At 44.1% G+C, this 20,737-nt stretch carries 17 protein-coding genes and 1 pseudogene; all 18 read right to left on the bottom strand.

The window, feature by feature from the left end; genetic code table 11:
• Window positions 1-46 precede the first annotated feature (46 nt).
• Window positions 47-1,009, bottom strand: a complete 963-nt coding sequence (locus ABW391_RS21645) for an NAD(P)-dependent alcohol dehydrogenase (RefSeq protein ID WP_353484005.1) — start codon at window positions 1,007-1,009, stop codon at window positions 47-49.
• A 135-nt stretch (window positions 1,010-1,144) separates the two neighbouring features.
• Window positions 1,145-3,526, bottom strand: coding sequence for an ABC transporter permease (locus tag ABW391_RS21640; protein ID WP_353484004.1), 2,382 nt, complete (start codon window positions 3,524-3,526; stop codon window positions 1,145-1,147).
• A gap of 70 nt (window positions 3,527-3,596) precedes the next feature.
• Window positions 3,597-5,996 (bottom strand): FtsX-like permease family protein, encoded by a 2,400-nt coding sequence (locus ABW391_RS21635; protein WP_353484003.1) that lies wholly within the window; start codon window positions 5,994-5,996, stop codon window positions 3,597-3,599.
• 89 nt (window positions 5,997-6,085) lie between these two features.
• Window positions 6,086-8,536 carry an ABC transporter permease gene (locus ABW391_RS21630; RefSeq protein ID WP_353484002.1) on the bottom strand — a complete coding sequence of 817 codons (2,451 nt, stop codon included), beginning with the start codon at window positions 8,534-8,536 and terminating at the stop codon, window positions 6,086-6,088.
• Between the two features lie 260 nt (window positions 8,537-8,796).
• Entirely contained in the window at window positions 8,797-9,825 is a 1,029-nt protein-coding gene (locus ABW391_RS21625; protein ID WP_353484001.1) for a PDDEXK nuclease domain-containing protein, read from the bottom strand.
• Between the two features lie 863 nt (window positions 9,826-10,688).
• Window positions 10,689-12,158, bottom strand: coding sequence for an amidase (locus ABW391_RS21620; RefSeq protein WP_353484000.1), 1,470 nt, complete (start codon window positions 12,156-12,158; stop codon window positions 10,689-10,691).
• A gap of 103 nt (window positions 12,159-12,261) precedes the next feature.
• Window positions 12,262-12,963, bottom strand: a complete 702-nt coding sequence (locus ABW391_RS21615; protein ID WP_353483999.1) for a DUF4386 domain-containing protein — start codon at window positions 12,961-12,963, stop codon at window positions 12,262-12,264.
• A 30-nt stretch (window positions 12,964-12,993) separates the two neighbouring features.
• Complete coding sequence (locus ABW391_RS21610) at window positions 12,994-13,938, bottom strand: NAD-dependent epimerase/dehydratase family protein (protein WP_353483998.1); 945 nt, start codon at window positions 13,936-13,938, stop codon at window positions 12,994-12,996.
• Window positions 13,939-14,031: 93 nt separating this feature from the next.
• Window positions 14,032-14,490 (bottom strand): hypothetical protein, encoded by a 459-nt coding sequence (locus ABW391_RS21605; protein ID WP_353483997.1) that lies wholly within the window; start codon window positions 14,488-14,490, stop codon window positions 14,032-14,034.
• 47 nt (window positions 14,491-14,537) lie between these two features.
• The gene (locus tag ABW391_RS21600; RefSeq protein WP_353483996.1) at window positions 14,538-15,635 is read right to left on the bottom strand and encodes an SMP-30/gluconolactonase/LRE family protein; all 1,098 of its coding nucleotides are present in this window, start codon (window positions 15,633-15,635) and stop codon (window positions 14,538-14,540) included.
• Window positions 15,636-15,716: 81 nt separating this feature from the next.
• Complete coding sequence (locus ABW391_RS21595; protein ID WP_353483995.1) at window positions 15,717-16,280, bottom strand: Crp/Fnr family transcriptional regulator; 564 nt, start codon at window positions 16,278-16,280, stop codon at window positions 15,717-15,719.
• A gap of 99 nt (window positions 16,281-16,379) precedes the next feature.
• The gene (locus tag ABW391_RS21590) at window positions 16,380-16,676 is read right to left on the bottom strand and encodes a hypothetical protein (RefSeq protein WP_353483994.1); all 297 of its coding nucleotides are present in this window, start codon (window positions 16,674-16,676) and stop codon (window positions 16,380-16,382) included.
• Window positions 16,677-17,090: 414 nt separating this feature from the next.
• Complete coding sequence (locus ABW391_RS21585; RefSeq protein WP_353483993.1) at window positions 17,091-17,651, bottom strand: VapC50 family PIN domain-containing toxin; 561 nt, start codon at window positions 17,649-17,651, stop codon at window positions 17,091-17,093.
• The gene (locus tag ABW391_RS21580) at window positions 17,648-18,106 is read right to left on the bottom strand and encodes a helix-turn-helix domain-containing protein (RefSeq protein ID WP_353483992.1); all 459 of its coding nucleotides are present in this window, start codon (window positions 18,104-18,106) and stop codon (window positions 17,648-17,650) included. Before ABW391_RS21580 ends, ABW391_RS21585 begins: the two co-directional genes overlap by 4 nt.
• A gap of 186 nt (window positions 18,107-18,292) precedes the next feature.
• On the bottom strand, window positions 18,293-18,718 hold the full coding sequence (locus ABW391_RS21575) for a hypothetical protein (RefSeq protein ID WP_353483991.1): 426 nt from the start codon (window positions 18,716-18,718) through the stop codon (window positions 18,293-18,295).
• Window positions 18,699-19,004, bottom strand: a complete 306-nt coding sequence (locus ABW391_RS21570) for a BrnT family toxin (protein WP_353483990.1) — start codon at window positions 19,002-19,004, stop codon at window positions 18,699-18,701. The genes ABW391_RS21575 and ABW391_RS21570 overlap by 20 nt, the downstream gene beginning before the upstream one ends.
• Window positions 19,005-19,620: 616 nt before the next feature.
• Entirely contained in the window at window positions 19,621-20,256 is a 636-nt protein-coding gene (locus ABW391_RS21565; protein WP_353483989.1) for a hypothetical protein, read from the bottom strand.
• A gap of 25 nt (window positions 20,257-20,281) precedes the next feature.
• Window positions 20,282-20,737 (bottom strand): annotated as a pseudogene (locus ABW391_RS21560) (hypothetical protein); the annotation flags it as partial.

Below are 20,737 nucleotides of genomic sequence, written 5' to 3'. Positions count from 1 at the left end.
AAGGAAAAAAAAATGAAATTGCACACGAAAATCCATGATGTAGTGATTACCCCATCGAAACAATAACATTCCCGGTTTTCTGACCGCTGGCCACATATTTGAATGCTTCTCCGATTTCCTCCAAAGGATAGTCCCGGTCAATCAAGGGCGTGAATTTTCCCTCTTCGAGCAAATTTTTCATAAAACTCAAACTTGCTTTGATGTTGAAAGGAATAGGAAAGACGACTTTTTTGCCCCCAAGTAAGGGTGTGATCAGGGCAAGGAAGATGTTTTGCGACCAAGGGCCTAGTTCGGAAGAGATGTAAATGCCTCCTGGATTCAGCAATGCCTTGCACTTGAAGAAGGTGCTTTTGCCTACGGCATCCAATACAAAATCAAACCTTTGACCCGATTGGGTAAAATCGGCTTTGTGGCGGTCAATTATGTTATCCGCACCAAGAGCTTTGATCCGAGCGATGTTGTTGGTGTCGCATACTGCTGTTACTTGAGCCCCCAGATCCTTGACCAACTGGAGTGCGGCTGAACCGATGGCACCTGTTGCGCCATTGACGAGTACTTTTTGTCCGGGTTGAATTTTTACTTTATTGATAAAATTGAGTGCATAATGGGCACCTTCGATGCTGGCGACAGCTTCGGCAAAACCGATGTTTTCAGGTATGTTCAACACGTTGCCATCTGCTGCGACACACAGGTATTGGGCATGGGAAGACAAGCCAAGGTCATCAAACCCCCAAACTTTGTCTCCGATCTGGAAAGCCTTGACCTCCTTGCCCAGTGCTTCGATTTGACCAGCAAAATCGGTTCCAGTGATCAGCAATTTGGGTTTGAACAGTCCAATGAAGAGTCGAATAATCCAAGGGATGCCCGTCAGGTTGGCACAATCCGTCCGATTGGCCGTTGCGGCGGATACTTTGACTAAGATTTCATTGTCTTTAGGGGTTGGAGTTGCTACCTCTTTGACGATTAAAGATTCGGGAGGGCCATATTGGAGGCGGATTGCTGCTTTCATGTCTTTTCATTGGCTGGTCATTGGTAAGACGCTGGTACTTATCTCAAAGTTACAAAAAACTCCACGAATCTCCGTTTGAGATATGTAATACCAAACTCTGGCAATAAAACTATCTGCTTACCAATGTTTCCTGCCTCACTCACTCCGCAACGACTTCACCGGATTCGCCAAGGCCGCCTTCACGCTCTGAAACCCAACCGTAATCACAGCTATCCCGAAGGTACTCAGCAAGGAAAGCACAAAGACCCCTACCCCAATTGAAATGCGGTAAGTGTAATCCTGCAACCAGGTATTCATTGCCCACCAGGCCAGTGGCGCAGCCACAATGAAGGCAATCGCGATCAGGCGGGTGTATTCCTTGCCAAAAAGCCAGAGAATGCCCAGGATGCTGGCACCAAGCGTTTTGCGAATCCCGACTTCTTTGCGTTTTCGGGTCACCATGAACGCCGCCAGGCCATACAGTCCCAGGCAGCCGATGAAGATCGCTACACCGGCAAAAGTGCGCACCAAACGCAGCAGCATCGTTTCGGTTTCCATAAACTCCGCCATTTGTTCGTCCATGAACTTTTGGGTGTAATATTGGTCTGGATAGAGATTTTCCCAAACTTTTTTGATATTGGCGAGTACCGGGGCTGGATTGCCAGGGCTCAACTGAATGGCGCACACCTGGTAATCGTCGGAATAGGTACTAAAGGCAATGGGGGAAATCTCTTGTACCAAAGACCAATTGTGGAAATCTTTCACCACGCCAACTACCAAACCTTTAGACTGACCGACCTGGACTTTTTTGTTTAGAATATCGGCGCTTGAGGCAAGGTTGAGTTTTTTTACAAAGGCTTCGTTGACCACGAATTCGCTCACCGTGTCGCTGGCACGCAGATTGCGGCCTGTGACCAATTTTAGCCCAAAAGTTTCCAAGTAATTTGCGTCAGCAGGTTTGTTGTTGACTACCCATTGCTCTGCTTCGGCGCGGTTGTCGTATAGAATTCTCGTCTGGTTGTTGCTTCCAGATGCAGGTGGTTGATAACAAAGAGATACGTTTTTCACTCCCGAAATTTGGCCGAGTTGCGTTTGCAAGGTCTTCATTTTGGCGGGTTCGGGTACATCTACGGTCAGGATTGCTCCAGGTCGAAATCCCCAATCTACATTTTGGGCATAGTGCATCTGGGCGGTAATAACCGCTGCCCCGATGATCATCACTTGCGAAATCCCGAATTGCGTACTGACCAGTACCCGGCGCAAGGAAAAGCTGTTTTTACCGGGCATTTCTCCCATTCCTTTCATCGAAATCACCGGATTGAATCGGGCCTGCATCAAGGCTGGGTAAAAGCCGGCTAAAAAAGTGAGCAAAATGCCCAAAACCAAGGCAAACCCCGTCAAAGGTATCCACAACGCTGCATCAAAAGCAATGTCTTCTTTGAGCCAGGTATTCAAATAGGGCTGCGCCAGACGGGCAATCAATACCCCGACAAGCAAAGCACCAATGACAATCAGTCCCGTTTCGGCCATGAATTGCCAAAACAACTGTCCTCTGGTGCTGCCCAGTGCTTTGCGTACACCCACTTCGCGGCCACGGGTAAGCGCTTGTGCGGTGGCCATGTTGATGAAATTGAAACAGGCCGTGAACAGCAGAAACAAGCCCATCATTCCCAAGGCCCAAAGGAAGCGTTTGTCCATGCCAAAACCGTAATCTTTGTCGAAATGCAGCCCCAACATCGGCACGGCTTTGTATTGAAACAGGTCTTTCACCTCTGGATGTGGGTGATCTTTTCGAAAACGGGCCATCACCGCGTTCATTTCCCTAAAAGCGTGGCCTTTTTTAAGGAGTACAAAACAAAAAGTCCCCCCGCGCGCGCCAGCCCAGGAGCTCATGTCTGCTGACGTTTCTGGTAGGGATTTCAAAGTGGCCCAGGAAGCAAGCATTTCCTGTTTGTAATCGGTATTTTTGGGCAAATCGCGCAAGACGCCTACGATCCGCAAGTCCGTTTGGTTGTTCAGGCGGATGATTTCACCCAGCACATTGGTGCTTCCAAAGTACTTGTTGGCCATTTTTTCTGACACCAGTACGGTATTGGGTGCCTCCAAATCGGCGGCATTGCCACTCAGCAAGGGGAAATCGAGCATGTCCAGATAAGCAGGTTCTATCCAGGCAAATTTTCTCAGTTCTTTGTACTTGTCTTTTCCTCCTTTGTCATTGGCAACGCTGATGAGGGTTTCGTCTTCTTCAGAACGCATGGCGACTTTTTCTACAAAAGCACATTCATCGCGCAAGGCAGCAGCAGTGGGATTCGGTGCCCCAGAAAAAGGGAACGAACTCTCGGTTTTGATGTCCATCACCACCCGCATGATGCGGTCTTTCTTTTGGTGAAAGGTGTCAAAATTGGTATGGTGCCGGATTAGTGCAAAAATGAGGATGCTACAACCTACGCTGAGGCCGAGGCCAAGTACGTTGAGGAAGGCGTAATCGCGGTGTTTGGCGAGTTTGCGAAGGATGAGTTTCAGATAGTTTTGTAGCATCTTATTTTTTTGTACACTGAAGTTTTAGTCCAATTTTATACCAAGTTCAAAATTTGACAAAGTAAGAACATTACTCGCTCCGCAAGGACTTTACCGGATTCACCATTGCTGCCCGCACACTCTGAAAACTGGTTGTCAAAAAGGCAATTCCCAGGGCTACCCCTCCAGTAAGTGCAAACATCCACCACTGTAGGTCGATGTGATAAGCGAAATTTTGCAACCACAAATTCATGGCGTACCACGCGATCGGAGAGGCGATTACAATGGCAATGACGACCAATAGGATAAAATCTTTGGCCAAAAGGACCATGATGTTGGCCACACTGGCGCCGAGTACCTTGCGCACTCCAATTTCTTTTACCCGCTGTTCGGCCATAAAAACGGTCAATCCAAACAATCCCAGGCAGGAAACGACGATGGTTAGGATTGCAAAACTCAGCATGATGTTGCCGAACCGCTGCTCGGCCTTGTATTGCAGGTTCAGATCCTGATTCACAAAACCGTAGGAGATCGGATTGGCAGGATCCAATTTTTTGTACACTTTGCTAATCTCCGCAAGGGTCTTGGAGTCGGCCCCGGGTTGGGTTTTCACCAACAAATTGAAGTAGAATTCCAACGGGCGATACCGCAAAATGAAGGGCTCAATATTCGTGCGCAAGGGGCGAAAATGGAAGTCTTTTACCACGCCGATCACGTTTCCTTTTTGTCCCCAAAAATTGATGCTTTTGCCCAATGCTGAGTTAACGGTCCAACCCATTTGTTTGGCTGCGGTTTCATTGATGAGGTAAGCTGTATTCAGCGAAGAAGAATCCGAAGGGATTTTAGCTGAAAAATTCCGCCCCGAGATCAATGACATTCCGGTGGTTGGAACAAAGTCGGCATCAACGTTGGCATGCGTCATCAAGATCTCGTCTTTGGGTGCCTGCCCCTCCCATTCTATATTGCTGGAGTTGGCCTCGTCGACCAGGTCGGTCGTCGCGATGGAGGCACTTGCCACCCCTGTAACTTGAGCTACCTGGTTTTTAAACAAACTGGCCTTTGCCCGCAAGTCACCTTTTATACTGACATAGAGCAAGTTGGATTGATCGAATCCCAATTTGGTATGCTGCACATAATTAAGCTGCTGATAAATGACCAAAGTGCCCGTGATCAAGGCAATAGACAAACTGAATTGTCCCACTACCAATGATTGCCGAAACCCTTTGCCTGTTTTTATTTGAAAAGCCCCCTTCAATACCCTGGCAGGACGGAAAGAAGACAGTAAAAAGGCTGGATACAGCCCTGTGACCAAACTCACTACTGCGGTCATTGCTGTCAGACCCAACCAAAAAACCGGGATCTGATAAGGAATTTGCAAGGTTTTGCCGGACAAAATGATGAACAAGGGAAGCAAGATTTCGGCAAGGGGCAAGGCTACAACTACCGCAATGCTGGTCATCAGCAGGGCTTCGCCCAAAAACTGTACGATCAAACTTGAGCGGGGCGCACCCACCGTTTTACGTACGCCAACCTCTTTGGCGCGTTGGGCGGCGCGGGCAGTGGCGAGATTGATAAAATTGACCATGGCAATAACCAGGACGATCAAGCCAACCAGTGCAAGAATGCGGACATAAAAGATGTCGCCCCTTGGGCCCCAATCGGTTTCAAAGGAAAAATTGGAATGCAAATAGATCTCGCCAAGGGGTTGAAGCAAGAGTTGGGTTTCGTTGCCTCCATCGTATTTTTTGAGTTGATGTTTGATTTTTTTACCAAAAACCAACGCATCAGTAGGCGTACCAGCGGCATCAGTGTGCAACCGCAGGTAAGTATGGTAACTGTTGCTGTTCCACTTGTTGCTCCATTCATCGTAGCGGTCTAAATAGGCAAACGGCAATAAGACGTCAAATTGAAGGTGTGAATTGGTGGGAGGATTCTTTGCTACGCCCACCAGTTTCAGGATCTTATCGTTGTTGAGCAGGATCGCCCGATCCAGGACATGCTGCTGTTGCCAATCTTCGCCGAAAAATTTGGCGGCCATGGCCTCGCTGAAAATCACCTCGTCGGGGCTGCCAAAAATCCGTTTGGAATTGCCGAGCAGCAAGGGGAATTGAAAGAGGCTGAAAAAACTGGAATCAACGATCAACATCTGTTCGGCTTCCTGAGACTTTTCTCCGCTGGTCAACAATCCGCTCCAGCGCCCAATGCGGGCGGTTTGGGCTATTTCGGGAAAATCGTTGGTCAATGCTGTGGCCAATGGTCCTGGGGTTACCGCTACATCGAAAATGCCTCCTGATTGTTTTTGTTTTTCGGTGAGGCGGTAGATGTGATTGTAATGCGGATTGAAGCGATCATAGCTCAATTCGTCGTAAATATACAGGGCAATCAGCAGGCAACAGGCGATTCCTAAGGCCAGTCCGCCAATGTTGATGGCTGATGAAATTTTATTTCTAAACAAGTTTCTCAGGGCAATTTTCAGATGGTTGCGGAACATGGTATTTGGTTTGGGTATTTTAAATTGTTGATGTGCTTTTGCGACTGCATGCTGTAAGAGCATGTCTAAAATTGAGGATAGTAGAACCTTCACTCATTTCGCAAGGACTTCACCGGATTCATCGTAGCTGCCCGAATCGATTGGCCTGCCACCGTCAAAAAAGCGACCGCCATGGCCACGATTCCTACTCCTGCAAATACCTGCCAATGCACGTCAATGTGGTAGGCAAAATCGGCCAACCATTGTTGCATGGCGTAATAAGCAATTGGCGAAGCAATCAGCAGTGCAATCAGGACGAGTAGCAAAAATTCTTTGGTCAACAAACTCGTAATGCCCGCCACACTAGCGCCCAAAACCTTGCGGATGCCAATTTCTTTGGTGCGTTGCTGCGCCGCAAAACTTGCCAGGCCATACAGTCCCAAACAAGAAATGGCGATGGCCAAGAGGGCAAAAATGCTGAACAAGTTATACAGCCGGGTTTCGGTGGCATAAAAAGCATCGATTTGCTCATCCAGAAATTTGAAGTCAAAAATATGATTGGGAAAACTGCTTTTCCAGGCTTTTTCAACCGCTGCAATGGTTTGAGGAATATTGCTTTTGCCCGCAATTTTTATGCCCGCCAAGCTGTATACTTGTGGAAATTGGGTCATCAGCGCCGGCTTGATGGCATCGTGCAGGGAAGTCACATTAAAATCAGCCACCACCCCTACGATGCGGGCATGGCCGGTATTCATTCCAAACCAGAAACGTTGATCCAGCGCGGCCTCTGGCGAAGCAAACCCAAATTCCTTGACGCATTTTTGATTGACAACTACGGTGGAAATTTGCTGGTCTCCAGGAAGTTTATTGGAGGCCAAATTGGTGTCCGCTGCTTCCAAAAATCGCCCTGCCAACAATTTTAGTCCGTATAAATCCCCGAAATTTGGATCGGCCATAATCATGGTCACCTCCTGCTTTTGGGGATCATCGCCATTGACCAAGCTCATTATACTTCCCCAATGGCCTTCTGCACTGGGGGTTGAAGTAGAGAAACTGAGACCCTTGATGGCGGCTATGTTCCCTAATTTTGAAGCAAACTGGGTGGCTTTATCCGCTTCAGGAAGAGCAACGGTAAGGACATTATCATGGTCAAAACCCAGGTCTTTGCTGCGCAAATAATTGACTTGTTGCGCCATCAAAGCCACTACAATCAGTAAGGCAATGGAGATGCTGAACTGGGTAATCACCAAGCCCTTGCGCAACCAGGTTGAACGGTGGTCACCTGCAACATTGGTTCCAGCCCGGAGTACATCGGTAGGATTGAAACGGGTAAGCACCCAGGCCGGGTACAAACCTGCCAATAATCCCGTGATGAGGATGCCCATAAGCAAAGAAGCGATCAAAATAGGGTTTTGCAAAAAATCATACGCGATTTGTTTGTCCATCATTTTATTGATCGCAGGCATGCTCATATAGGTTGCCCCCAAGGCCAATGCGCCAGAAATCAGCGCCAATACCCATGCTTCTACCATAAATTGGCGGATCAGTTGAATGCGCCCGGCGCCCATGACTTTGGACACGCCTATTTCCTTGGTGCGGGTCAGCGCCTGCGCGGTAGAGAGGTTGATGAAATTGATACAGGCCAAAATCAAAACCGCCAAGCCAATTGCGCCAAAGATCCACAACCAATTGATGTTTACGGCTTGTACCCACTGCCCACCACCAGCATAGGTGGAATTGAAATGAACATCCGCTAAGGGCTGCAAATCAAAATCGCTGCGGGTGTTGGCCTGCTCGTTGTGTTGATTGATGTACTTGTCTGCAAGGGCCTTCAGGCGGGCATTTACATCGCTGAGCTTGGTCTGCGTTGGCAATACGACGTAGGTAGAAGTCCCCATCACAAAAGTCCAGGAATCAACACTGTTTTGCATAAACTGCTCGTCCTTAAAAAAGGAAATCAACATGGTAGCTGGGAAATGGGTATTGGCTGGCAAATCTTCAATGATGCCTGCTACCGTGATGTCGAAGTTATTTTTGAATTTGAACACCTTGCCAATGGGATTTTCTCCGCCATAAAACTTTTGGGCAGTAGTGCGGGTAAGCAGGGCCTGAAAGGGTTTGCGCAAGGCGCTGTAACCGTCACCTTCCAAGACTTTTATGTCAAATACGTTGAGTATATCCGGCTCAGCAAGCATGATGTTTTTTTGTGAAAATCGCCGCTGTGGGTTGATTACAACAACTTCTTCGTCGATGGGCTGCCATTGGGCTACAAACTCCAACCCCGGCACTTCTTCGCGCAGGGCATCTCCTAGGGGGATCGGAGTAGAAAAGTGGTAGTTTTTATTCCCATTGTCGGTCCATACCGAATTGATTCTATAGATGCGTTTGGCCTTGCTGTGGTAGGCATCAAAACTAAGCTCATGGCGCAAAAACAAGCCAATCATCAGGCAAACGGACATGCCGATGGTCAGTCCAGCGACATGCAGGGTCGTATTGAGCCGCTGGCGATACAAGCGACGTAAAGTGATGCGCAGGGCGTTTTTGAGTTGAGTTGTCCACATGGCTTTCCGATTTTATCAAAATTTCCTGGGTTATCCGCTGAAAAGAGGCTTCAGCGGGATATGTATAGGTGTGCCAATTTTTGTGCCAATTTCGTAAATATTTGTTTATTAACACTTTAAAACATAGAGGCAAACAGGGAAATGTTCGGAATTGAACAAGGGGTGTTCGATGTAGTGCACTGTTGGAGGCTTGGATAGAGGGGGATTTTTTTCTTGTCAGGAAACGGGTTGTATAAGCGTAGTGTGACCGATAATGAGTCTTATCGCTTATATTTTGTTAACAGCTTTTTTATTTCGCCAGATGTTGGGATCTTACCTTTTAACTGTTCTGGCAACTCATGGGTGAGCTTATATTCTGCAACTCCGATGGGTTTGCTACTTGTTCTCAAGGCATATTCCACCTCGATATCATCTTTTTCAGGGCAAAGAATGATCCCTATGGTTGGATAATCATCTTCCTGCTTGACTTGTTCATCCAACAATTCCAGATAAAAGTTCATTTTTCCAGCAAATTCTGGCTCAAATTCCACCACTTTCAAATCAACAACAACCAGACATTTGAGAATACGGTGATAAAACAGAAGGTCAACGAAATACTCCTTTTCATTAAGTCTAAGCCTGTATTGATTGCCTATGAAGCAAAATCCATAGCCCAATTCCATCAGTAAGTCTCTGATATTTTCGATCAGTCGATTCTCCAATTCTCTTTCTAAAACAGGTTGAGTGATGCCAAGAAAATCCAGATTATATTCGCTTTTCAAAGCTTCAACAGCCTGTTCTGATAAGTGCGCCGGAAGTGTTTGCTGAAAATTATTCTGCTTTGCATTCCCTATATGATGTTCAAAAGCCTTAGCTTTTATTTGATTGAGAAGAACTGCTCGGCTCCAGCCCAGATTTATAGTTGATTGGAGGTAGTATTTTCGTCTTTCTTCTTCCTTCACTTTGTGTACGAGTAATAAATTTTGCCCCCATGGAACCTGAATGGCCAGTTCTAAAAGATCAGGTTTCTCCTTGTACTCAAGGTAGAACTGCCTCATATTCCACAGGTTCTGCGGAGAATACCCCTTTACCCCATCAACAACCTTGTTTAGATCTTTTGAAAGTGTATCAACAACTGCATTTCCCCATCCATGTTTCTTTTGACTTTCAACGATGAGCTTTCCAATACTAAAATTCAGTGAAATATGGTGTTTGTTCAAAGATTGGTAGGCCCTGTAGCGTGCTGCTTGGATTGTTTCCAGGATATTTTCCAACAACTCATTATAGTTGGCAAACTCATTGATTTCCATACTCTTGTATAAATTCTCCAACAGTTGTTAGAGATTTGGATTAAACAAGTTATTAAGGAGTTGAATTTCTTTATATGTCTTGATCACGGCCTTGAATTCAAAATGTAAAACATTTGAATACTACTTCATAGAATGAGTTGGCAATAATCATACCTGACTTTTTGTTTTATTTCTATTGCAAGGTAAACTATTTCGGGGGAATTTTGGTTCTATTTAGCTCTTTTTATTTTTGATCTATAGTGTCAATGAACTGGACTAGAATATTGGTACAAATGAATTAATCGCTAGTGTCGATTTTTTCATTGTTTAGAACATTCCAATATATCGTTGAATATCAAACCTTTATCACAGAGGAGCAATTGGTTAAATGTTCAAAATCGAACAGGGATGTTCGGATCTGGGTAAAACAAGTCATTTGTGCTAAATTAAAAATTCAATTTTTAATTTAGCAGACAAGGGGAGTGAAAATCAGGATAGATTGAAAGGGAAGGTACGGGCATGGGATAATTTACCGGGGTTTTGGAGGTGTGCCATGCGGACTCAGGTTTTGTTTTGTGCAAATGTGCATTCAAAACCTTGGTTTTAGAGGATTTGGCTGAACGTGAGCGTGACTGCCATACCGCCGCGTTTAGCGAGCGGTTGGCAGTCACGCTCACGTTCTTGCCATTATAATTATCTGTTCACAGCCGCAAGCGGATGTGCTAAGTTATTGACTCGGTGGCAGATAAAGTCAATTGTTTGCCCATTCTTTTCTCATCCGGCCACGCTGAACTTCCAAATTCCTGGCCTGCTCGCCACCTGTCCGCCACCTTTGCCAAACCGATGGTACCTGCTGGTATTGTTCGTCAATTACAAAATTGAAATTATTCTAATGGATATTTAAACTTTTCAGAATAGTCGTCTAATACCATTCCAATTTTCAGAAGTCTGAAATCTGAATAACGTTTACCGATTACTTGAACACCAATAGGCAAGGAATCTTTACTGAGTGAAATTGGCATAGACAAAATAGGGTTTTCAGTAAGAGTAAAGGGTGTAGTATAGGCTTGTGTAGACATATAATAATGCATGAACTCCTTATTTATCGCTATTGGGTTGTTGTAAATACTAAAATTCCCTAACTTTTTAGTCGGTTCATGATGTGGAAACGCCTTTACTGAGCTTACAGGACAAATAAACGCATCAAAACTGTCTAAGAAATTCTCCATCTGAGTAATTAATGAATCCTGTGTGTTTAATGCCTCCATATATTTTTCCACAGAGGTTGGTTTTACAATATTCTGGTGCATTGGCACATCTTTCAGCACTCCTTTTGTAAACGGAAGCCCCATCCATTTTACGAAATTTGAAGTATTATAACCACCTTGCATACCGACAAAACTTCCCCATGTTTTCCATGCAAGGTGAAAATCAATAGGCGGCGTAATTTTTACAACAGTAGCACCCGATTTCTCTAACTTTGCAACGTAATCCTGAATCGCCTTTTTGATTTCATTATCAACAGGTACACCACCGAACTCATCAGTCCATGCAATTTTCATGTGCTTTATGTCAATAGTATACGTACATCTGTTTATGGGTATTAGTTTTTTATCGGTATTGGTGGTATTTGCTATAATATCCATAGCAAGTTGCAAATCTTCAATAGTTCTCGCTAAGGGCCCCGCAACCGCTAATGATTTAAGACCATTGACAGGTTCTTTAGGGTCAGTTTGAATACCATTAATTGACACCACTCCAAATGTGGGTTTAAAGCCATATACCCCGCAATATGCTGATGGAAGCCGAATAGACCCTGCCAAATCGTTTCCGAATGATAAAGAAGTCATACCTGTTGCAAGTGCTACCGCACAACCACCGCTACTTCCTCCACTAGTTCTATTGCTATCCCAAGCATTATTGGTTTTTCCGAAAATAGCATTATCAGTCTGCATATCCATGGCTAAAACCGATAAATTGGTTTTACCAATAATAATGGCGCCTTCGGATTTCAGCAGTTTTACAAGTTCGGCATCTTTTGTTGGCATATGGTTTCGCAATGGTTCATATCCTGACGTGGTTGTCAGTCCTTTTGTCAAATAATTATCCTTAATCGTGATAGGGACACCGTGCAATTTTCCCCAATTAGTACCGCTTTTAATTGCTTTATCGGCTAATATTGCCTGATGTAAAGCATTTTCTTTGTCAACTAAAACTATTGCATTAAAGATGCCGTTTTGGGCATCTATTTGTTGTAAATAAGCAGATACAACTTCATAGGAAGTAACTTCCTTGTTCCTGATTTTATCTGCTATTTCAGTAGCCGACATGAATAAAATATTGTTTTGTGCCATAAGTTGAATGTTTAAAAAAGTGAAAACTATTGTTTTAAAAATAAGCCTCATATTGGAATTTTTAAAAATGATTCTGGTACCTATAACTAAATTATTTTTTTGGTTAAAAATTTTGATTTCTTTTTTTAGTAAGCATAACACCCAATATTATAAGCCAAACAAGCCAGAGTGTACTTCCAATAAAACCAGCCAGATCCCAAACTGGGAAGCCAGGCATCACAGTGGCAAACAACTCTGCTTGTGCCAGCAGGTAAATGAACGAACTGACGAAGCCCAGCCCGTTGACCCATTTCGGAAAAACCTTCAGTTTAGCAAACGAGAGCGAAACCATGACCGTCCAAGCGATGGTGAACAATTGCCCCAGATGCTCGCCCAATATGACGCCCCCAAATTGATGGATGGTCTTGAAAGCCACCATCGCAGCGGCTTTTGTTGGCTCGTCGGTCGAGGCTACGAACGTGTTAGCTAAAATCGGCACCACGAACGTCCAGCGCAACAGCCCGACCATCTGCACCACCAAACCGATGACTCCGATGGTCGTGGCAGTGCGCATGAGCGGCGATTTGGCCTCTAATTTTTGCCCCAAAAGAATGTAAGCGGGCAACAACGGGATGCCCGTGATGGCAAAGGCGAACCAGGTCCAGATCAGGCGATTGCCGCCTTCATGAAACTTTGTGAGGATAGTTGCCGTGTCTTGCCTCAAAATATCGGGATACTCAAAAATGATGGTGAGTATCGTGTACGGGATGAAAAGGGCGATTGCCCCAGCGACGAATAGTCCGCCGATTAATTTGTTGATCTGCATGGTCTGAAAATTTTGAATTGAAAAATGATTTTAAACCAGGCTGTTTTTTGCCTTGAACCAACTCGATGTTTCCCGCGCGATGGCCAACGGATTGGTCGAATGGTCGCCAAACCGCGCCACATATTTGTCATGATTGACCAAATAGGGGTGTTCGAATTGGTAGGAGAGTTCGTAAAACTCCCGGATGAGGGGGTCAAAAAGCCCCGCCGCCCAGACTACTGATTTTGGCAATACCCAAATCTTCCCCTTTTGGTTGAATTCGGTTTCAAACAGCTGCGTCCATTTGAGCAAGTTGAGGGCAGGAGCATTTGGCACGTGCCAGATTTCTCCGAATGTATCCGTGGATGTCCCGACGTTCACCATGGCTTTTGCAAAATCCCGGATGTAGGTAAATGTGTGCGGCAGCTTGGCCTTACCGAACAGGGTAATCCGTTTACCAGTAGCCAGTTTTTCCAAAAAATCGGTTCCAAAAACGCCTTTGTAAATCCGGGGGCCGATAAAGTCCGCAGCTTTTACAAAAGCCACCCGGTCGCTGAACGACTGCCCCGATTGTAGCAAAGTTTGGATTACTGATGCTCGAATCTGTCCTTTTTTTGTCTGGGCAGAATGCGGCATGCCCTCGTGCATTTCAGCCCCCTGCACATTTCCATAGGAATACATGTTGTCGGCAAAAACGAGTTTAGCATCACTTTTTGAAAGCGCAAAAGCCAACGCATCTGCTGTCTTCGGGTAAAAATCGGCCCACAATGGGTAAGGCACATCGGTGCAACTGAAAATCAGCTCTGACCGCTGGGCAATGGTTTCCAGATCATTTCTATTGGTAACATCGGCGGCCATGATTTCTACATTTTGGGGTATTGACACGTCTAATTTCCCAGCCCTGTTTACCAATAAAATACTTTCGTCCGGGTTGGTTTGGAGCAGGTTTTCCATGATGGCCATGCCCAATTGCCCCGTTCCTAATATGATTTTCATAATGTTAGAATTTTCAGGAATCGCCGCCCGTCCGGTTTTGCCTCTTTTTTTCAAAATGGGGCAAAGCCGAGCGGGCCGCAATCCCTTAGTTTTTTAAAAGGAATACGAGTAGCTAATCCCCGGTGTCGGGTTGATTCGAGTCTCATGCCCCTTCGCTACCAGCGCAATTGCGCCAATTCGGAGGTTGATTCCTTTCCAGACCATCCAGCGGAAGCCCGCTTCCACGCCCAGTGCGTTTTCTTTGTCGTAGTCCAGATTGATGCCGCGCAAATAGGATGCGCCCGCATAAAATGAAGAAGGGTTTTTCTTTTTACCAACCGGCAAAAACCAGCCGGTCAGACCGACTTTGATGAACTTGGTGGTGATGCCCGATTCCAGCGCGGTAATGTAATAACCGCCATGGATGGATACATTTTTGTGCCGGTATTCCAACCCGATGGATGGGTTGCGGAAGCCGTTCACGCTGATCTCGTTTTTCGGAAAGCGGCTTTGCGAGAAAACGGCTGTGCATAGAAATAGCAGGGCCGTAGTGGCCAAATGATGGAATTTCATTCTTCTAATAATTTAAATTGTGGAAATTATGGATTGAAAAGGCCGTTTCAGTTGCCAGCCAATTTGTACTTGCCGATATGCGGCACGACGTCGCCACCTAGATATAGGTAGCCTTGGTGTTCTTTGACGGCACCAGCCTCTGGCATAGTGTTGCCTGTAGTGTCGAAAAATGTTTGGAGGATTTTGCCTTCCGGCGAGACATGCATCACCATTCCGAATTTATCAGCCTTCGGTTGAAGAAAGTTTGGCAAGGCATACACAAACTTTTTCATCCCTTTCTTGGGGTGGATCTTGTCAAGGGCGTCGCTCCTGTTAGTTGAAAAACCGAGCCAAAAACTGCCGTTTTCTCGAATGGAAATGCCGTTTGGAAAGCCCGGTAGGTTATCCATGAAGGTTTCGGTCTGCCCGGCCTTTTCACCTTTGAGCCAATATCTGAGCACCCGATATCTGGAAGTTTCCGTCATCAAAAGGAAGTGTTCATCTTTCGAAAGCACTACGCCATTGCCAAAATAAGTGCCTTGAATGAGGGTCTTGACTTTGCTTGTTTTCAGGTCGTAACAGTACAGGCCACCGATTGGACGCTGTTCCAAAATGATTTTTTTGCCATATTTTATGGTGTAAGCCGAAAATTCGGAGGTGTTGGAGAAATAGATTTTCCCGTCTGCGGCAATGTCCAGGCCATTTGGGATAAGAAATCGTTTCCCGTTTTCATCTTTATCGGCCAAAACGGTTATTTTCTTATCTGGGCCAATTCGAATCAACCCTTCACGGTGGCTCAGCGCGACCAAATTTCCGTCGGCATCAAAGTGCAGACCAGCCACCCAAGACTGGGAATTGTAATAAACTTCAACCCGACCAGTCGTATCGATTTTCAAAATCCGGCCGGCGGCAAAATCGTTTTTAGCGTGAACACCGCAGAACAAATTCCCGTCCTTATCGAAAACGATGTCCTCGGGTCCGCACCAGCCATCGATGGACAGTTTTTCAGCCGTAGACAGTTTTTCGTTGAGCGCGGTTGGGCCCGAAAAGGCAGGCTTCTCGGCAGGCTTCCAGGCCTCCGGATGGATGCCGCAGGAACTGAACATTATTGAAACAGCAAGTGCTGCAATTGGAAATAAAAGCGAAAGGAGATTTTTACTTTGCATAATCGTCATTGTTTATTTTTGATGATGCAAAGGTACGACGAGCCAACACTGAAGATACTAGACAAATGTCCAGAAATGATTTTACCGGATTTGGCTGCGGATGCGGCTGAGGTGACGGGGTGTCACGCCGAGCATGGATGCTAAATATTGCAAAGGGATTTGCTGCAAAAGATGCGGTTCTTCCCGAAGCATTTTTGCGTATCGCGCTTCGCCGCTAAGCACAATTAAGTCGTGTCGAGTGGCATCAATACCACAGATCGTATGCTCTAAAAGTGTGATGTAGAAATCCTTGAAAAGAGGCAGCTCCTCAACGAGCCTTTTGAGGTTTGTTCGACTTATCAAACTGATTTTACCGTCTGTCAGCGAGCGGATGTTTTCAAGGGATGGCTTTTGGGTTACAAAACTCAAAAGGGATCCGAGAAAGGTATTTTCAATATTGATATAGGTGGTTCTTTCTTCGCCATCCAGCGTGACATAATATTGAAACATCCCGCTTTCTACAAAGCCGATATACTTTGCAATCTTGCCTTCTTCTACGACAAATTCGTTCTTTTTGAACTCGATGGAAACGAAGGCATCCAGAATTTTTTCCAAATCTGCACCTTCAAAGCCCATGCTTGCGAAGTGTTTTGTTAATTTTTCCATAAGTGCCAAATGTCATATCTAATTGATTTGCAGTTGCTCTTGTCATTCGGGCAAATACGTTTCCATCTTTGTCCTGAAGGAGACGATTTTTATGTAAGCTTAGAAACCCGCAACTGGCTCATTATAATTTTTCATTTTTTCAGTTGGCAAGAACACTAGTATTACCGCAACGCTTTTTCCCATATCCCGCACCTTGTCACAGTTGAAATTGACGGCAAGGCGCTTAAAGCTACCAGAAAAAAACCATATAAGGTTATCAAGACTGGCTGTTTTTTTTTGTGAACATTCCCAAATTTCCAAATGCCTCTGCACTTCTCTTTCCGCCCGTTCAAAAGCTGGTAAATCATTTATTTGTTCAGCCAATGAACTTTGCCAACGCCCTTTGTATTGCGGCAACTGCTAGATGAGTTTTTTTGGAAAATCTGCTGCTTGCAAACTTTCTCTTACTTTTTACTGTTGGCGATACAAGCGGCGTAAAGTGATGCGCAGGGCGTTTTTGAGTTGATTTGTCCACATGGCTTTCCGATTTTATCAAAATTTCCTGGGTTGTCCGCTGAAAAGAGGCTTCAGCGGGATATGTATAGGTGTGCCAATTTTTGTTCCAATTTCGTAAATATTTGTTTATTAACACTTTAAAACATAGAGGCAAACAGGGAAATGTTCGGAATTGAACAAGGGGTGTTCGATGTAGTGCACTGTTGGAGGCTTGGATAGAGGGGGATTTTTTGCTTGTTAGGAAACGTTATGCTTTCTGAACGGCGACGCTTAGGCAGTATTTTTGGGAAGCGATTGTTTTCAATAGTGATTTTCCTAGGTAAAAAGCTTTGAAGCGTTCCGTAGTCCACATTTTTCCAAGATGCTAATCAGTTTTTCTGTTGAAACTGGGGGGCTTTTCAAAGATGCCAATTGATTTTCAAAAGCCTGCTTTACAATCGAAGGATTCAACTCATTCAACAAATGTACAAATTCATCCGGGGTGTAAACTTCTATGTTATATTGATCCAAATTTTCTCTTGGAAAATCTTTGGTATTAAACGTAATGATCCCATCGGCTTTACACTTTATACCTGCCGCAAGAACATGTCTGTCCCCTAAATCCGGTAATTCGAGAAGATCAATCAATTCTTCAAATGAATGTACTTCGGCATCTGGAAATGCAGCATTCATCACTTGCGCCGTTCTTCGCAATTTTTGCCTGCTAAGGTCAGGCCTGTTAATAAGTAAATTTCTTATCCACTCTTCTTGTATAATCTCAGACCACTTTGGGGCATAAATCTCTAAGTCGGCGAGATTGAGTAAAATGTCTCGAATCGGTGCCGGGTAAAGAACACAAGCATCTAGTATTACGGTAAACCGAGGAGAGTATATCATTCGTAACCTAGATTAAGTTGCTGGGCCTCTTTAGCTAAAGCGTTCAGTTTCTTTCTCCTGTTTGACTTGAGGTTGGATTCATACTTCAGAACGTCTTGCAGTAGAATTCTTCTATGGCTACCTACTTTTTTGTGTGGAATTTCTCCTTTTTCTAATAACTTGATCACATGAGGCCTGGAGACATTTAGAATTTCGGCAGCCTGCTGTGTGCTCACTTCTGCATCCGTACGCATCAATGCAATTGATTTGCCCTGAGACATATTGCTGATTATAGCATTCAATAAATGTAAAGCCTTCAAGGGGATGATCACTACTTCATCCGAGCCTTGAAGCTTAAATTTGATGACTTCATCCTTGTTTTTGGTAGCCTGGTCTTCGCTGTCAGCAAGTATTTTGACAGATAAAAGCGCGATCTTTTGATCTGACTTGGTTATTTTTTGGATTATTGCACTCATTTTAGCTTAATTTGTCCTAAAGATACAAACGAAACAAATGAAACGAAATTTTTGTTTCACTTGTTTCGTTTAGGCGCTGATTGGTATGGAGGAGAACGTGAGCGTGGGCGACGTGATGCCCTAAGTTGGGTTGGGTTTGGATTAGGCATTAGGCAGCAAAGACGACCATGCATTGTTCTCGGGCACTTATCCTTTGATGATCTGGTTTGCCTTATATATGTCCACTATGAAATTTCCCAACATTTGCCCCATTTTTTCGTCATTTTCCTTTGCCCATTGACGAACTCGACCATCCGTAATTTTCACCTTAACAGATATTTCTTCGTCACCAAGGCTATTATTTTCTATTTTTTCTGCCAACTGTATCTTTTCTTCCCAAGTCATTTTGAGTGGTTCTTTGCTCCATTCAACCTCATCAAAATCAGGGTCATAAGCTATATCGTCATCATTGTAGTAGATGTTTTGTTCCGGAAGTACGATGCCATGTTCAGCCAGTGCTAAGGCATCAACAGCCCGAACTTGGGTATCCATCAAGTCCTCAATGACGAGCCCTTTCAGGCTTTCGTTGTTTCTGGCCATTGCAATTGCTTGCTCAACTTTCACTTTCATCATCAGATTGTTTTGATAAACTGTTCTCAAGATAAGACTTTGTTTCTTCTTTACTCGCTTGTCTTGCAGAAATAATTCTGATCGAAACGGATCTAAGTGTATACACTACAGCAATCAATATCTTACTCAGGGTCTTTCCAATCCGCATAATTCTGAATTCGGTAGATGAATTACCGCGAAATTCTACGGCATTTTGATCTTCAAAGACCTCTTTTGCCCTCTCAAAACTAATGGAGTGTTTTTGCTGATTCGACTTGTTCTTGTTTTCATCCCATTCATATTTTAGCATATTGGGAAGGCTTTATGTGTTTTGGATTTAAGTTACTAATCCACGATGAGGATAGCAGACTCTTTATCTTATTTATTTCGAAAGTAAACGCTTTTTTGGGGTTTTTGATTCCTTTTGTGTTCTTATTTTTGTTATCTGCGTTTGCATTGAACTCTCGTACTGCCGCAACTCTTTTTCCCCTACCCCACGCCTTGCCGCAGTTGAAATTGACGGCAAGGCGCTTGAAACTACTAAAAAAAACCATATAAGGTTGTCAATACGAGACGTTTTTTGTGAAGATTCCCAAGTTTCTATTTCTTAGTAATTCTACCAAACTTGCCATTACAGTCTCAATCTATAAGGTCGAATATTCAGTGTAATGGCAATATCCGTTATCAACTCCCGCGGCTTTTCTTTTCACAGCTTAAATTTCTTCAAATGCCTCTGCACCTCTCTTTCCACCTGCTCAAAAGTTGGCAAATCCTTTATTTGATCAGCCAATGAACTTTGCTAATGATTTCAGCCTAAGAATCAAATTATTTTTCATAGTCCAATTGTCAGGTTCATCCTGACAAAAAAGACATAAAACATCATTCTTTTTGCTGCGTAACCAAAAGATCCAATACCAAGGGTACTTTCATTTGATTTCTCTTTTTCCATAACTCAGAGCCAGTTGGTCTTCATACTCCATAATGTAATCACATAAAGCACCAATTTTGTCGCGTATAGGCGACCCTCTTCCAATAAATCGATAGGTTCTTTTACCGCAATTTTCGGCTTCAGGTCTTTTCCCTTCCAAGAGATATACATATCCATCCAATACGCCTTCAGTAGTTTTGAATTGCGGGACAGTTGTCCAAAAGTTAAAATCATAAATCATCTCCTCAAATTGATTCCATTCCTCATTGGTAATCTTTATCTGATATTCCTTACAGTTTGAATCCCAACCTTCTTTTGTAACACATTTTACCCTTAAAAAACATCCAGAATTCTTTTTCACAAATTTTATTGACTGTCCAAATCCATGTGAAGAATAAAATAGTAAATGATACGCACTGCAATTGAGTCCTTTAATTGGCGTTTCACCGAGCCATTTCAATAAGGTATCTCGATATTCCGGTGCACTTTTAGTCATCGTTGTATCAACTTGTTCGTCCAAGTATTCTTCAGCGAGAAATTTTGAACATTCTTCTTTTACTTGACAGCTGGATAAAAATATCAAGGCAAAAAACAGGAAACAGAAGATTGATTTTGCAATTGATTGGTCTTTCATTTTCTTGATTAGTAACAGAGAAAAATTAACTTCCCGATTGACTTTCAATAATTTGAATAACTTGTTCTTCCGTAGTTTTCAAGTATTTAGCGATGGTTTTATTTGGCACGCCGTCCCTATGCATCTCCATAATGACTTCTGTCCTTTCCTCTTCCTTGGCTTTCTTGATGATTTCCTTGGCTTCTATTTCTATCGTGTGATTCCGGCTGGCAATGCTCATCAAATGTCTCAAATAGCTATCGTATGCTTTTCGCTCCTTTTCCGGAAGTTTCATGGCATCTAGCTTTTCATTTGCTTCCTTCAACCCCTTTGCAGAAAAGGTCGGCTTAATTTCTGCATTTTTCAAAAAGTAGATCCATTCGTCCAACCTATCGTTGATCCTATTTTTGAATTTTCCGGTTTTTATAACCCAATATTCCGGGTAAATCTCATAGACATTCATTTTGCTGTAAACCTCAATTTGTTTATCTGAAAGACCTAA

The sequence above is a fragment of the Haliscomenobacter sp. genome (assembly GCF_040403615.1).
Classification (GTDB): Bacteria; Bacteroidota; Bacteroidia; order Chitinophagales; family Saprospiraceae; genus Haliscomenobacter.
Note: the sequence above shows the minus strand (reverse complement) of the source record. Positions and strands in the feature narration are given on the sequence as shown.

Bases quoted from the DNA above. Each gene is read 5' to 3' on its own strand.
- ABW391_RS21645 (WP_353484005.1), bottom strand. From the start codon at position 1,009: ATGAAAGCAGCAATCCGCCTCCAATATGGCCCTCCCGAATCTTTAATC.
- ABW391_RS21640 (WP_353484004.1), bottom strand. From the start codon at position 3,526: ATGCTACAAAACTATCTGAAACTCATCCTTCGCAAACTCGCCAAACAC.
- ABW391_RS21635 (WP_353484003.1), bottom strand. From the start codon at position 5,996: ATGTTCCGCAACCATCTGAAAATTGCCCTGAGAAACTTGTTTAGAAAT.
- ABW391_RS21630 (WP_353484002.1), bottom strand. From the start codon at position 8,536: ATGTGGACAACTCAACTCAAAAACGCCCTGCGCATCACTTTACGTCGC.
- ABW391_RS21625 (WP_353484001.1), bottom strand. From the start codon at position 9,825: ATGGAAATCAATGAGTTTGCCAACTATAATGAGTTGTTGGAAAATATC.
- ABW391_RS21620 (WP_353484000.1), bottom strand. From the start codon at position 12,158: ATGGCACAAAACAATATTTTATTCATGTCGGCTACTGAAATAGCAGAT.
- ABW391_RS21615 (WP_353483999.1), bottom strand. From the start codon at position 12,963: ATGCAGATCAACAAATTAATCGGCGGACTATTCGTCGCTGGGGCAATC.
- ABW391_RS21610 (WP_353483998.1), bottom strand. From the start codon at position 13,938: ATGAAAATCATATTAGGAACGGGGCAATTGGGCATGGCCATCATGGAA.
- ABW391_RS21605 (WP_353483997.1), bottom strand. From the start codon at position 14,490: ATGAAATTCCATCATTTGGCCACTACGGCCCTGCTATTTCTATGCACA.
- ABW391_RS21600 (WP_353483996.1), bottom strand. From the start codon at position 15,635: ATGCAAAGTAAAAATCTCCTTTCGCTTTTATTTCCAATTGCAGCACTT.
- ABW391_RS21595 (WP_353483995.1), bottom strand. From the start codon at position 16,280: ATGGAAAAATTAACAAAACACTTCGCAAGCATGGGCTTTGAAGGTGCA.
- ABW391_RS21585 (WP_353483993.1), bottom strand. From the start codon at position 17,651: ATGATATACTCTCCTCGGTTTACCGTAATACTAGATGCTTGTGTTCTT.
- ABW391_RS21580 (WP_353483992.1), bottom strand. From the start codon at position 18,106: ATGAGTGCAATAATCCAAAAAATAACCAAGTCAGATCAAAAGATCGCG.
- ABW391_RS21575 (WP_353483991.1), bottom strand. From the start codon at position 18,718: ATGATGAAAGTGAAAGTTGAGCAAGCAATTGCAATGGCCAGAAACAAC.
- ABW391_RS21570 (WP_353483990.1), bottom strand. From the start codon at position 19,004: ATGCTAAAATATGAATGGGATGAAAACAAGAACAAGTCGAATCAGCAA.
- ABW391_RS21565 (WP_353483989.1), bottom strand. From the start codon at position 20,256: ATGAAAGACCAATCAATTGCAAAATCAATCTTCTGTTTCCTGTTTTTT.